The organism is Tateyamaria omphalii (genome assembly GCF_019802125.1).
Lineage (GTDB): Bacteria > Pseudomonadota > Alphaproteobacteria > Rhodobacterales > Rhodobacteraceae > Tateyamaria > Tateyamaria omphalii_B.
The window spans coordinates 1550488-1563591 of sequence record NZ_JAHVHT010000001.1 but is presented as its reverse complement, the minus strand read 5'-3'; the positions used below and the strand labels follow the sequence as shown (position 1 = coordinate 1563591).

Below are 13104 nucleotides of genomic sequence, written 5' to 3'. Positions count from 1 at the left end.
ATCCGCACAGATGCGCGTCACGCAACACCCTGAGAACATCAATATTGACAGATAATCAAATGAAATAAAACAAAAATCATAAAATTCACATAAGTAAACGAAAAGAAAACGTGTACCCCACCGTACGGTCTGCTTTTCTGTATGCCGCTGTCCCCGCGGGGACACATCAGAAAAACACGATCTCTGGGAGGAGACAGACCCATGAAATTCCTGACCGCCGCCGCTCTGGCCTTGACCGTCAGCGCAGGCGCCGTAGCCGCTGCCTGTGACGATGGCGAAATCGTCATCAAGTTCAGCCACGTCACCAACACCGACAAGCACCCCAAGGGCATCGCCGCCTCGCTCCTGCAAGAGCGCGTGAACGAGGAAATGAACGGCAAGGCGTGCATGGAGGTCTTCCCGAACTCGACCCTCTACAACGACGACCAGGTGCTCGAAGCGCTGCTGCAAGGCGACGTGCAGATGGCTGCACCTTCGCTGTCGAAATTCGAGCAGTTCACCAAGCAGTTCCGCATCTTCGACCTGCCGTTCATGTTCAAGGACATCAATGCCGTCGACGCCTTCCAGGCCTCCGAAACCGGTCAGGCAATGAAGGAATCCATGGTGCGCCGCGGTCTTCTAGGCCTCGAGTTCTGGCACAACGGCATGAAGCAGATGTCGGCCAACACACCTCTGAACTCGCCTGCTGATGCAAACGGCCTGAAGTTCCGCGTGCAGAATTCGGACGTGCTCAAGGCGCAGATGGCAGCCCTCGGCGGCTCGCCCCAGCCCATGGCGTTCAAGGAAGTCTACGGCGCTCTGCAAACCGGGGTTGTGGACGGGCAGGAGAACACCTGGTCCAACATCTACGGCCAGAAATTCTTTGAGGTGCAGGACGGCATCACCGAGACGAACCACGGCATCATCGACTACCTCGTCGTGACCGGCACCGACTTCTGGGATGGTCTGCCTGACGACGTGCGTGACCAGCTCGGCACGATCCTGTCCGAAGTCACACAAACCCGGAACGGCGAGTCGACCCGCGTGAACGAAGAAGCCAAGCAGGCCATCATCGACGCCGGTGGCGTGGTCCGCAGCCTTGACGCAGCACAGCGCGAAGAGTGGGTGGCCGTGATGAAACCCGTCTGGGACCAGTTCAAGGATGACGTGGGCCAGGACAATATCGACGCAGCACAGGCGCTTAACGCCGCCACGAACTAAGGCAACCGCCTGACGTTCCCGCGCCTCGGAGCACATGCTCCGGGGCGCTTTCCTCACAACAAAAATTCGGGGTTTCGAGATGTCCGGGGCGTATGTTCCCAAAGGGCCTGTGGGCCGCTTTGTCCATGAATTCGAAGAAACGATGATCGCGCTGCTGCTGGCGGGCATGACCATCGTAACCTTCATCAACGTCGTGCTGCGCTACGGCTTCAACACCGGGCTCATCTGGGGCCTCGAGATGGTGACCTTCCTGTTCTCGTGGCTGATCCTGTTCGGCGTGTCCTACGCCGTGAAGATCACCGCGAACCTGGGCGTGGACGCGGTCACGAACCTCTTTTCCAAGCCCGTGCGCCGCATCCTCGCGCTGATCGCGGGCGCCATCTGCATCATCTATGCCTTCCTTCTGCTGAAAGGCGCGTGGGACTACTGGGCCAACTTCGCGAACCTGCCGCAGACCACCGGGCGCTGGTTCCCCACGGGGTTCGAGGAGATGAAGCGCACGTCCTATCGCGGCTGGTACGAGGTGGTCGACATCCCCATGCCCGAGTGGATGCGCTGGATCGAACCCCTCATGAACGAGGGCGAGGAATACGAGAAGATCCCGCGCTTCATCCCCTATTTCATCCTGCCGTTTGGTATGACGCTGCTTTTGTTCCGTTTCGTGCAGGCCTTTGTCCGCATCTGGCGGGGGCAGGCGGATGCTCTGATCGTCAGCCACGAGGCCGAGGACGCCATCGAAGACGTCCGCCACATGAACGCCGGAGACTGAACCCATGGAAGTCGCTATCCTTTTTGCGCTCGTCATCGGGCTGATGCTGATCGGCGTACCGATTGCTGTGAGCCTCGGCATCTCGTCCATCCTGTTTCTCTTGGTGCTGAGCGACACATCGCTCGCCTCCATCGCACAGACGTTGTTCCAGGCGATGGCCGGGCACTACACGCTGCTCGCGATCCCGTTTTTCATCCTCGCCTCGACCTTCATGTCGACGGGCGGGGTGGCCAAGCGGATCATCCGGTTTTCGATCGCCATCGTGGGGCATTTCCCCGGTGGTCTGGCGATTGCTGGTGTGTTCGCGTGCATGCTCTTCGCCGCCCTCAGCGGCTCATCGCCCGCGACCGTCGTCGCCATCGGCTCCATCGTGATCGCAGGGATGCGGCAGGTGGGCTATACCAAAGACTTTGCCGCTGGCGTGATCGCCAACGCGGGCACCTTGGGTATCCTGATCCCGCCGTCGATTGTGATGGTGGTCTATGCGGCGGCTACTGACGTCTCCGTCGGGCGGATGTTCCTGGCGGGTGTCATTCCGGGCCTGATGGCCGGAACCATGCTGATGGTCACCATCTATATCATGGCGAAGGTCAAGAACCTGCCGAAAGGCGAGTGGCTGGGCTGGGGTGAGGTCTGGGAATCCGCGCTGCACGCCTCGGGCGGTCTGTTCCTGATCGTCATCATTCTGGGCGGGATCTATGGAGGTATCTTTACGCCGACAGAAGCCGCCGCCGTTGCTGCTGTCTATGCTTTCCTGATTGCCGTGTTTGTCTATCGGGACATGGGACCTCTGGCGACACCTGAGGGGCAGCGGAACCATTCGCTGCTGACAAAGCCTTGGGCGATTGTCACGGCGCTGGTGCACCGCGACACCAAGAACGCGCTCTTTGAGGCGGGCAAGCTGACGGTCACGCTGATGTTCATCATCGCCAATGCTTTGATTTTGAAACACGTTTTGACCGATGAGCAGATCCCGCAGCAGATCGCGTCGGCGATGCTGGATGCAGGCTTTGGCCCCGTGGTGTTCCTGATCATCGTGAACGTGATCCTGCTGATTGGCGGGCAGTTCATGGAGCCGTCGGGGCTGCTGGTTATCGTGGCGCCGCTGGTTTTTCCCATTGCGATTGAGCTCGGGATCGACCCCATTCATCTGGGCATCATCATGGTGGTGAACATGGAGATCGGGATGATCACGCCGCCCGTCGGTCTGAACCTGTTCGTGACCTCCGGTGTTGCGGGCATGCCGATGATGCGGGTGGTGCGGGCGGCGTTGCCGTTCCTCGCGGTGCTCTTCGTCTTCCTGATTATGGTCACGTATATTCCGGCCATTTCGACGTGGTTGCCCACGCTGATGATGGGCCCGGAAGTGATCATCAACTGACCTGAATGACGCCTTTGGCGACACGATTTATTTTTTCTGACGAGGGGGCTGTCTGCCCCCTCGAGCTCCCCCGAAAGTATTTTTGGCCAGAAGAAAGGTTAGGAGGCGGCGAGCGCGTCGATGATGGGCTGGAAGTCAGCGGCCTTTAGGGATGCGCCACCGACGAGGGCGCCGTCGACATTTTCAGCTTCGAAGATCTCGGCCGCGTTGGTGGGTTTGACCGAGCCGCCGTAGAGGACGCGCATGTTTGCGCCTGCGTCGCCGAAGCGGGCGGTGAGCTTGGTACGGATCATGTCGTGGGTTTCGATGATTTGTTCCATCGTGGGGACGCGGCCGGTGCCAATGGCCCAGATGGGTTCGTAGGCGATGACCGTGTTGTCCGCTGTGGCCGTGTCCGGGGTGGAGCCGTCGAGTTGTGCCGCGATGATGTCGAGGCAGTCGGGACCGAGCCGTTCTTCTTCGCTTTCGCCGATGCAGATGATGGCGGTGAGCCCTGCGGCATAGGCGGCTTCGGCCTTGGCCCGGACTTGTGCGTCGGTCTCGGCGTGATCGGTGCGGCGTTCGGAGTGGCCGACGATGACCGCGCTGGCGCCTGCGTCCTTGAGCATCGAAGCCGCGATGTCGCCTGTATGCGCGCCCTTTGGATTGGCATGGCAATCCTGGCCACCGATTTCAACCGGGCTGCCCAGCGTGACGTCAGCGGCGCGGGTCAGGAGGGGCGCAGGGGGGCAGATGAGGATTTGCGGGCCGTTCTCGCCACCGGTGAGCGTGGACAGTTCTGCCAGCATTTCAGGTGTGCCGTTCATTTTCCAATTGCCTGCTGCCAGTTTGCGCCGCATGTCCGTCTCCGCTTTTGGTGGTCCCGCTGGTCCTAGCATTGGGGTGCGCCTTGCGCTAGGGCTGCGCCAAAATGGAGTGCGTGACATGATCCCACGGTTGGATGCAGCGGCTTTGGCGGCAGGCGATGCGGCGAGCCTGGCCGCGCTTGGTGAGGCGGCCACGGGGGTGGGCTTTGCCACCGTTCACAACACCGCCTTGTCGGCAGCGCGGGTGGAGGAGGCGATTGAGACGTATCGCGCGTTCTTCCATTTGCCCGAGACTGAGAAACGGGCCGTGGACATGGCGCGAACCGGGTCGAACCGGGGGTGGGGCGCGCCGGGGTCGGAGCAGGTCGATCCGCAGGCGAACCCGGATTACAAGCAGTTCTTTGATGTGGGGTTTCAGTTGCCCGTGGGACATCCCCTTGGGGACAAGCGGTTTTATGCGCAGAACCTGTGGCCGGAGGATCCCGAGTTTAAGCGTGTAATTTCTGTATATTACAGCGATGCTTTGGATGTGGCGCGGGGGCTGTTGACGGCCATTGCGCGGTCCATCGGGGCGGATGCGGCGCATTTTGATGGGGCGTTTGATACGCCTATGGCGCTGCTCAGGGGCAACTTTTATCCGGCGCGGCCCGATTGGGCCGGCGCGAAGGATTTCGGGATCGCGACGCACACGGATTATGGCTGTTTGACCCTGCTTGCGACCGATGGATCGCCGGGGCTGGAGGTGCGCAAGCGAGGCGGCGGGTGGATCCCTGTGAGCGCGCCGCCGGGGGAGTTCATCATCAACTTTGGGGAGATGCTGGAGTTCTGGACCGGAGGCCGGGTGAAAGCGACGCCGCATCGGGTTGTCGGGGGGGTGGCCGAGCGCATTTCGATCCCGATGTTTTTCAATCCGACATATGATGTGAATGTGGCGCCGGAGGGGTCGGAACAGGTGATGTTGGCGGGCGATCACTTGTCGGCACGGTTTGAAGAGACCTACGTGCATTTGCAAGATAAAGCATGAGCTTGCAGGGTGACCTTGAAGCTGAAGTGGCGCGGGTGTGGTGGGGCCAGACCGATGGCGCGCATGACATCTGGCACCTGCGGCGGGTGTGGGCGAATTGTCAGCGGATTGCGGAAGGATTGGACAAGTCTGTCGACCGTGATGTGCTTCTGATCGGGTCCTATCTGCATGACATTGTGAACGTGCCGAAGGACGATCCGCGCCGGGTGCGAGCGGCTGAGATGTCCGCCGATCATGCGGTTGCGTGGATGGCGGCGCGGGGGCTGCCCGGGCAGGAGGCCGTCGCCCATGCCATTCGGGCGCACAGCTATTCCGCCGGGCATCCGTGCGAGACGCTGGAGGCGCAGGTGTTGCAGGATGCGGACCGGTTGGAGGCGTTGGGCGCTATTGGAATTGCGCGCTGCTTTAACGTGGCGGGGCAGATGGGCGCGGGTCTGGTGCATGGCGGTGATCCGCTGGCCGAGGGTCGGACGCTGGATGACCGGGCCTATGCGCTGGATCATTTCGAGGTGAAGCTGTTTGGGATTGCCGAGACAATGAATACGCCGCCAGCGCGCCAGATGGCGGAGGAGCGGGTGGCGTTTATGCGGGTGTTTCAGGAGACGTTAGCGCGGGAAGCGCGGGTGTAGGGTGTGCGTTTATCGCGCATCTTTGCTGGCGCGTTGCGGTGCGCAGTGAATGCGCACCCTACAGGTGCTTTAGCGCTTCGCGGGCGAGGGCGGAGGCTTCTTCGGCGTCTTCGAGGGCGCTGTCGGGCATGATCCAGTAAGGCATTGCGGTCTCGGCTTTGCCCGGGCGTTGGTAGGTCCAGCGTTCCATGCCAAGTTCGTCGTAGCGGGGGATCATGTCGCCCTGGCCCTTCAGCATCAGGCGGCCGTCGCGCATCATCACGGCAAATATCGTGCCAGCGGAGTAGACGCCGATGCCGCCGAACATCTTGCGGGTGGAGAGGTCAGGTACGCCGGAGAAGAGGTCGAGCACGTGGTCGATCTCTTCGTCTGTGAGGGCCATGTCAGCCTGCGTTCTGTTCGGCTTGCAGCTCTTCGACGTCCTTGAACGAGATGCTTTCGCCGCAGCCGCAGGCGTCGGTCACGTTGGGGTTGTTGAACTTGAAACCAGACTCAAGCAGCGAGGTTTCGTAGTCGATTTCCGTGCCGAAGAGGAACATTTGAGCCATTGGCGCGATCATCACGCGCGCGCCGTTCTGTTCGACCGTTTCGTCGTTGGGGTCGGCTTCGTCCACATATTCCATGGTGTATTCCATGCCCGCGCAGCCGCCCTTTTTCACGCCGATGCGGAGGCCGGAATGGCCCTGTTTCTCCATCAGTTTGGAGATTTGCGCGGCGGCGCGGTCGGTGATGGTCACGGCCTGTTTGCCGGGGATGGAGAACATGGGGAACCTCCGGGGTTATCCGACAGATAAGGTAGGGCTTTCGGTGGCCTCACGCAAGGGTCGGGGACGTTTGAGGAAAGCGCTGATTGCGTCGAGGGCGGCGCGGATCGCCGGGTCGTGGCGGGTGTCCTGGTGGCAGACGAGCCATTCTTCGGACGTCAGCGCGTCTACGATGCCCGACACGCGGACGAGGCGCGGTGCGGTGTCGGCGGCGAAGGTCGGCAGGACGACACGGCCCACGCCGCTTTGCGCGAGTGCCATGCGCACCTGCGGATCGTTCGAGACAGCGACCATGTCCTCGGCGTGGTGGGCGATGGTCCAGGCCTCGGACGGCAGGGTGGCGGTGTCGTCGCTGGGGCCGATCCATCCTTTGACGTCCGCAGAAGTGGCGTAGATCGCGTGTTCGACATAGCCGGTGCGGCGACCGGCGAGCCAGTCGTGATCGGGGCGGCGGTTGCGGATGCCGATGTCGACCTCGCGCCGCTCGATGTCCATGTCGAGGTTGCAGCTGACAAATTCGGGCGTCCAGCGGTCGCCCTGGCTCCAATAAGTGTCGAGATGGCGCGCGAGGTAGAGCATCGTCCAGGTGCCTGCCGAGATGCGGACGCGGGGCGGTCCGGATTGGGCCGCGGACCAATGGGCGATGCCGCGGGCTGCCGCCTCCATCTTTTTGGCCTGTTCCAGCAGGGCGCGCCCCTCTGTCGTGGGGGTGTAGCCCGCGGCCCCGTGGGCAAAGAGCCTGCGGCCCGTGCGTTGTTCGAGGGCCGTCATGCGGCGCGAGAGGGTGGCCTGGCTGAGCCCGGTTTCGTGTGCGGCGCGGGCGAGCGAGCCGTGGCGGGCCACGGCGGCAAAGAGCCCGTAATCTGTCCAGTCAGTGATTTGCATGATTGCAAGTCTAGGTGCGAAACCGGGGTCTGACAATGCGGATCGCGCTGCGCCATATAAGTTTCAGAACGAAAGGACATCTTATGCAACATCCTTACAAGTCTCTGGAAATGAACAGCCTTTATGCGCAAGAGCAGCGCGTATTTGCAAAATTGCAAGCCGAAGAGCAAATTCGCAAGCGCAAGCAGCGCCGTCGTCGGGCGTTGATGTGGGTTTTGCGCCGCCTGTAAGACGAAAAAAGGGCCGCCGGGGGGACCGGCGACCCTTTCGAGCCTGTGGCGCGCGGGGATGGCGCGGGGGTACGGGTTACAGGCCCATGCAGTTTGCGTAGTAGGTCACCGTGGCAGGCCAGTCGGAGAAGACGCCCACGACGCCCACATCCTGTGCCAACACATCCAGCAATTCGTAGTAGACACCGTCATGCGTGGTCGCCTCGGCAATGGACTGGAAATACCAGCCGCCGCCCGCACCCAGAGGGCCGGAGCGTTCCAGCGTCCATGTGATGATGTTCAGGCCGGCGGCTTTCGCTTCCTTGGCATAGGCCGAGGGGACGATTTGGCCGTCTTCCATCGTCACCAGCATCCAGAGCGGAGGTGCGACGTAGCGCACGCCGCGCTCATAAAGGCTGGCCATGCTGTCGGGATAGGTCGCCGGGTCGTTCGCGTCGAAGCCGTCGATGTCGTAGCTGTCGTCGAGGTAGACGGCCTGTGCGCCGAATTCCGGCTCGGCTTCGATCCAGTAGAGCACGTCTTCGAGGTTGAAGCTTTGCAGCCAGACATCCGAGGCGGGGATGCCTGCGGCCTTGTATTCATCGACCAGCTTTTGGGCGTAATCCTCCTGGCTGAAGCCGTTATGGGGCATCTCGACCGAGGGGGTTTTGAGTTCCGGGGTGAACTTGGTCCCGAGCGATTTGAAGAGTTCGATGGACTCGGCGTGCGTCATCAGTTGCGCGCCGTCGGTATAGAGATCGGTGCGCCAGCCTGCGATGCCGCCCTGATACTCTTCGGCTGTGGTGGCTGAGGCGTCAGAGCTGTCCATCTTGGGGATCAGCGTTTCGAACTCGGCCAGTGTCAGTTCGGATGTGCGGCATTCGGCTGTCGCGTCCGCGTCGCCGCTGGCGGACGAGAAGGGAGTGACGCAGGTGTCGGCCAAGTCGGTGAGCAGGATGTTGGTTGTGGTGTGCAGGTCGTTCTGCGCGTGGCGGCAGACCAGTTCGTGATCCTCGGTAAAGGTCACGTCGCATTCCAGGATGCCTGCGCCCATGCGCGCGGCGGCGATGTTGGACTCGACCGTGTGTTCGGGGAACATCATGGGCGCGCCGCGGTGGCCGATGGAAAAGTCGGATTTGGCCGGTGTCTGGCCCTGGCAGCTTTGCAGCTTCGACTTCAGTTCGCCCTCGGGCAGCTTGTCGATCAGATAGGCGGGGCGGGGGCCGTAGTCGATGGTGACAGGCGGCAGGGTTTCGTTTGCGAGAAGGGCAGCGGGTGCCGAGGCAAGCAGGACGCAGGCGGCGGTTAAACGCATGGAGGATATCCTTGAAAGGGTCTTTACCCCGTCAGGATGCCGCCTGCGTGTGACGGTTTCTCAATGCGCTGATGATTGTTTTGTAACGATCAGTGACGCGCGGTTGGCCTACATGAAGCCCAGTTCGAGGCGCGCCTCGTCCGACATCATTTCCATGCCCCAGGGCGGCTCCCATGTCAGTTCGACATCGACCTGTTTGACACCGGGCAGCGGTTCGACCGCATCGGCGACCCAACCCGGCATTTCGCCAGCGACAGGGCAGCCGGGGGCGGTGAGCGACATGATCACCTTGACCTCGTTTTCGGGCGAGATGTCGATCGTGTAGATCAGGCCAAGTTCATAGATGTTGACCGGAATTTCGGGGTCATAGACCGTGCGGCACGCTTCGACCACCGCTTCGTGCAGCGGGTGGTCTGTGGAGGACGGCGCGATCAGCGGCGTGCCTTCCATCTGTTCTGTGGGCTGGTTCATGGCGATCCCGTGCTGGTTCCTGACCGTTTATATAGGGAAAGGGGTGCGAGGGGTAAAGGGCTGGATGCCGGCTGAACCGCCGTTGTGGTGGTCCAGCCGACACTGGTCCGGCACGCCTGCCAGGATCCAGTTTACGTGTCTGCGGGGTCCTCAGGCGTAAACGGGATCGAGGAATGGTGCAGGACGATCTTCAGCTCGCCGTCGTCCATTTGCTGGATGCCAAAGCTGTATTCTACCTTGATTTCTGAGCCGTCCGTTTTGGTGAAAAAGTAGTTGCCCATGGCCAGCGCGGTGTCGCCGATGATGGTCGTGCCCTCGTTTTCCCAACGCACGGCGGTGTAGGGCGCGATGGCAAAGCCGCCATCCTCTTCGATGCTGCCGCCGACGAAATAGGAGAGTGCCTCGTCAAAGGTGCCGCGGAACTGGTCGGCGCTGGCGAGCGTGGGTTTGAACAGCACCTCTTCCTCTCCGTACGCATAAAAGGTTTCGATGTGTTCGCGTGCTGCGGCTTCGTAGTCGCCGCCATCAGTGTGGATCTGACCGATGTTCACGATCCCGTCGCCCCAGGCGGTCTGGAACTCGGTCACTTGCTCCGGTGTGAGTGTTGCCGTGTCAGCAAGGCCAGTGGTCGCGGTCAGGGCGAGTGCAGAGGTGAGGGTGAGTGTTTTCAGCATGCGGCTCTCCTTGGGTTGAGGGCGCCCGCTTCTGGGCGCAGTGACCAGGACGTGGGGAAGGCGAGGCGGCAATACCAATCGAAAGACGTTCAGTTGGTCATAGTTTTTATGCATCAATGGCTTGCCTTCGACCTGAAAACGGTGATGCGGGGGAAAAGTGGTCGGCAGAGTTACGGCGAAGAAAATGGGCGCACCCGTTACAGGTGCGCCCGCCCTCCGTGAGTGTATGGAAAGGGCTGTTAAACCAGTGAGTGGCTTCGCGTCGCCGCAGTATTCGATGGGATTTCGACGAGTTTGTCGGGGAAACCGAGGAATATGTGTGACTGTGCTGCGGCTGGATGTGTTCGTTCACCACTGACCGACGCATTTTCCGAGTTGAACGTTTCAGTTTGAAGGGCTGACAACCGCCACGACCCTAGCCCGAAATAGACAGTGCCATTGTTCGGGTTGCCAACAATGATGATTTTGTCTTTTTCACCATACAAACTGTTGGGCATCACAATGTTCCCTACGAAAATACGTTTCAAAAAGATCTTGGTGTTTGAACACATACTGACAGTCGACGCCTGCCCTTACGTCAGCAAGTGCGGGTCCGAAGTGCGAGCGGAGCCTTGCCGGTGGGGCGGCGAGGCCTTGCCTAAATGATGGAAAAGCGGCGTGTGGCGTGCTCGAAGCAGGCTCAAATGCGCAAGGCACCGCCGCATATTCCGCGACAGTGCCTGTTTTTTGAGCAAAGATGAATATTGAGGTCAGACGATGAGAATGTTGCCCAATTCATCGTAATAGGTTGTGTCAACGACATCGCCGGCCGAATTGTACGAGATTTCCTCCACATGCCAGGCCTCATCGCCGGAGTTGTCGTAGGTGGTCTGACCCGTCAAACGACCCCCCGCATAGGACGATACGATCAGGTCGCCGTCGTCACGGGTTTCTTCGGTCAGCGCGAGGCGTCCGTTGGCATCGTAGGTGCTCTCGAATGTCTCCCATTCGAAGGTGTCCGCATCGCCATCGGTCAGAAGCTGCGTGGCTTTCTTTCCGTTTTCGTAGGTGATGACGTCGCTGCTGCCGTCATCATTGATGATCTCACGTTCGGTCAGTTCGCCGGTATCTGCATCATATGTCAGAGATTTGGAGTGCCAGGATTTGTCGTCTGCACCGTCCACGATTGTTCTGCTGGTGCGTACGCCTGTCACCTCGTCGAAGGTCAGGGTTTCGATGCGCCCGTTGTCGAGAACCTTTTCCGATCCAATCACGACCGTCCCGGTGCTGTCATATGTCGTGGTTACGGACGTCCACGGCTTGTCGTCGTTGCCGTCGAAGCTGATCCGTTCAATCCGATTTCCTGTGACGGCATCGTATTTTTCAATCATTTGATCGCCGTTGTCGTAGTTCGTGGTGCGCGAGGTTTTCTGGCCTTGCCAGTTCCACTCGGTCGTGCGTGTCGCCCAATTGGCGTCATTTGCCGCGGTGTCGGTGACCGTCAGGCTGAGCCGTTGCGGGCCGAAGAAGGTTTCCGACAAAGTGCTGCCGTCATCCATCACCGTTGCTCTGGCCACCAGAAATCCGAAGCCGTCATATGTGCTGGTGATACTCGTCCAGCCCTTTTTGTTCTCTGTGTCTTCGACCGTAACGGTCGTGGGGGTCAGTCCTGCGCTGCTCATGGCGAGGCCTCATATGCTATGTGTTGCCCATGCCGGAGCGGCAGGGCGTCGGGAATAGCGAAGGGTTATTGGTACAATTTGTCTAAAACCGGGCGTCAAATGTGCCGCGCTTGGTCCTTTGCTAGGTCATTCTGTGGCCGGTGTGCGGGGGCTTGGCATTTCCCTGCGCGCGCGGCATGAGGGGCCATGAGCAGTTTTTCCTTTGATCTTCAGGCCACAGATGGTCGTGCCCGCACAGGTGTAATATCGACCCCTCGCGGTGATATTCGCACCCCGGCATTCATGCCCGTCGGGACCGCTGCAACGGTCAAGGCGATGATGCCCGAGAGCGTTCGGGCCACCGGGGCCGATATTCTACTTGGCAACACCTACCACCTGATGCTGCGCCCGACTGCTGAGCGGATCGACCGGTTGGGCGGTCTGCACAAGTTCATGAATTGGGATCGGCCCATTCTGACCGACAGCGGCGGGTTTCAGGTGATGAGCCTTGCCGGGTTGCGCAAGCTGACCGAAGAGGGCGTGACCTTCAAATCCCATATCGACGGCTCCAAGCACGCCCTGACGCCTGAGCGGTCGATGGAGATCCAGCGCCTGCTTGGGTCGGACATCGTGATGTGCTTTGACGAGTGCCCGGCGCTTCCTGCTGAACGGGATCGTATTGTCGAGAGCATGCGCCTATCCATGCGATGGGCTGCGAGGTCGAGGGAAGCCTTCGGTGACCGTCCCGGTCATGCGCTTTTTGGCATCCAGCAGGGCGGGCTGGAACAGGACCTGCGCGAAGAGAGCGCCGAAGCGTTGAAGGACATCGGGTTTGAGGGCTATGCCATTGGCGGTCTGGCTGTGGGCGAGGGGCAGGAAGCGATGTTCGGATGCCTTGACTACGCGCCTGAGCAGCTGCCCAAGGACAAGCCGCGCTATCTGATGGGCGTTGGCAAGCCCGATGACATTGTGGGCGCTGTGGCCCGCGGCATTGACATGATGGATTGCGTCTTGCCCTCGCGGTCGGGGCGCACGGGCCAAGTCTTTACCCGCCGGGGCGTGATCAACATCAAGAATGCGCGCCATGCCGACGATCCGCGCCCGCTGGATGAGGAGTGCACCTGTCCCGCCTGCTCCAATTACTCGCGCGCCTATCTGCATCACGTGTTCCGCGCGCAGGAGATGATTTCGGGCATGCTGCTGACCTGGCACAACCTGCATTACTTCCAGGAGATCATGCAGGGGATGCGCGATGCTATTGCGGCCAGCACGTTTGAGGCGTGGCAGGCAGCGTTCCACGCTGGACGGGCCGAAGGGGATATCGAGCCGCTCTGACC

General features: G+C 60.8%; 16 protein-coding genes. 7 read left to right on the top strand and 9 right to left on the bottom strand.

What is annotated here, in order from left to right; all coding sequences use genetic code 11:
* Positions 1-201 precede the first annotated feature (201 nt).
* From KUV51_RS07790 to KUV51_RS07780, 3 genes are all read left to right on the top strand, one after another.
* Positions 202-1200, top strand: a complete 999-nt coding sequence (locus KUV51_RS07790) for a DctP family TRAP transporter solute-binding subunit (protein ID WP_222520971.1) — start codon at positions 202-204, stop codon at positions 1198-1200.
* A gap of 79 nt (positions 1201-1279) precedes the next feature.
* Positions 1280-1969 carry a TRAP transporter small permease gene (locus KUV51_RS07785; RefSeq protein ID WP_222520970.1) on the top strand — a complete coding sequence of 230 codons (690 nt, stop codon included), beginning with the start codon at positions 1280-1282 and terminating at the stop codon, positions 1967-1969.
* A gap of 4 nt (positions 1970-1973) precedes the next feature.
* On the top strand, positions 1974-3350 hold the full coding sequence (locus KUV51_RS07780) for a TRAP transporter large permease (protein ID WP_222520969.1): 1377 nt from the start codon (positions 1974-1976) through the stop codon (positions 3348-3350).
* A gap of 98 nt (positions 3351-3448) precedes the next feature.
* Here KUV51_RS07780 and tpiA read toward each other — a convergent pair whose 3' ends face one another.
* Positions 3449-4189: a triose-phosphate isomerase gene (gene tpiA / locus KUV51_RS07775; RefSeq protein ID WP_222520968.1), complete on the bottom strand. Its 741-nt coding sequence runs from the start codon at positions 4187-4189 to the stop codon at positions 3449-3451.
* An 85-nt stretch (positions 4190-4274) separates the two neighbouring features.
* On the opposite strand from tpiA, the gene KUV51_RS07770 reads away from it, so the two are divergent.
* Together KUV51_RS07770 and KUV51_RS07765 are read left to right on the top strand one after the other, a co-directional pair.
* Positions 4275-5180 (top strand): isopenicillin N synthase family dioxygenase, encoded by a 906-nt coding sequence (locus tag KUV51_RS07770; protein WP_222520967.1) that lies wholly within the window; start codon positions 4275-4277, stop codon positions 5178-5180.
* Entirely contained in the window at positions 5177-5809 is a 633-nt protein-coding gene (locus KUV51_RS07765) for an HD domain-containing protein (protein ID WP_222520966.1), read from the top strand. The genes KUV51_RS07770 and KUV51_RS07765 overlap by 4 nt, the downstream gene beginning before the upstream one ends.
* 58 nt (positions 5810-5867) lie before the next feature.
* Here KUV51_RS07765 and KUV51_RS07760 read toward each other — a convergent pair whose 3' ends face one another.
* From KUV51_RS07760 to KUV51_RS07750, 3 genes are read right to left on the bottom strand one after another with little or no spacing between them, the layout of a single operon-like run.
* Entirely contained in the window at positions 5868-6191 is a 324-nt protein-coding gene (locus KUV51_RS07760; RefSeq protein ID WP_222520965.1) for a TfoX/Sxy family protein, read from the bottom strand.
* 1 nt (position 6192) lies between these two features.
* A complete protein-coding gene (locus tag KUV51_RS07755) occupies positions 6193-6573 on the bottom strand; it encodes a HesB/IscA family protein (protein ID WP_222520964.1) in 381 nt (126 codons plus the stop codon).
* Between the two features lie 15 nt (positions 6574-6588).
* On the bottom strand, positions 6589-7458 hold the full coding sequence (locus tag KUV51_RS07750; protein WP_222520963.1) for a LysR family transcriptional regulator: 870 nt from the start codon (positions 7456-7458) through the stop codon (positions 6589-6591).
* 35 nt (positions 7459-7493) lie between these two features.
* Between KUV51_RS07750 and KUV51_RS07745 the strand changes: the two genes are divergently transcribed.
* Positions 7494-7688 (top strand): hypothetical protein, encoded by a 195-nt coding sequence (locus KUV51_RS07745; protein WP_222520962.1) that lies wholly within the window; start codon positions 7494-7496, stop codon positions 7686-7688.
* A gap of 76 nt (positions 7689-7764) precedes the next feature.
* Here KUV51_RS07745 and KUV51_RS07740 read toward each other — a convergent pair whose 3' ends face one another.
* The 5 genes from KUV51_RS07740 to KUV51_RS07720 all read right to left on the bottom strand — a co-directional run bounded on the left by KUV51_RS07740 (position 7765) and on the right by KUV51_RS07720 (position 11788).
* Positions 7765-8982, bottom strand: a complete 1218-nt coding sequence (locus tag KUV51_RS07740) for a glycerophosphodiester phosphodiesterase family protein (RefSeq protein WP_222520961.1) — start codon at positions 8980-8982, stop codon at positions 7765-7767.
* 108 nt (positions 8983-9090) lie between these two features.
* Complete coding sequence (locus KUV51_RS07735; protein ID WP_222520960.1) at positions 9091-9453, bottom strand: SUF system Fe-S cluster assembly protein; 363 nt, start codon at positions 9451-9453, stop codon at positions 9091-9093.
* A gap of 131 nt (positions 9454-9584) precedes the next feature.
* Positions 9585-10127, bottom strand: a complete 543-nt coding sequence (locus KUV51_RS07730; protein WP_222520959.1) for a phosphoribosyl-AMP cyclohydrolase — start codon at positions 10125-10127, stop codon at positions 9585-9587.
* 239 nt (positions 10128-10366) lie between these two features.
* On the bottom strand, positions 10367-10624 hold the full coding sequence (locus tag KUV51_RS07725; protein WP_222520958.1) for a hypothetical protein: 258 nt from the start codon (positions 10622-10624) through the stop codon (positions 10367-10369).
* Between the two features lie 252 nt (positions 10625-10876).
* Entirely contained in the window at positions 10877-11788 is a 912-nt protein-coding gene (locus tag KUV51_RS07720) for a hypothetical protein (RefSeq protein WP_222520957.1), read from the bottom strand.
* 186 nt (positions 11789-11974) lie between these two features.
* Between KUV51_RS07720 and tgt the strand changes: the two genes are divergently transcribed.
* Positions 11975-13102, top strand: coding sequence for a tRNA guanosine(34) transglycosylase Tgt (gene tgt, locus KUV51_RS07715; protein ID WP_222520956.1), 1128 nt, complete (start codon positions 11975-11977; stop codon positions 13100-13102).
* Positions 13103-13104: the final 2 nt, after the last annotated feature.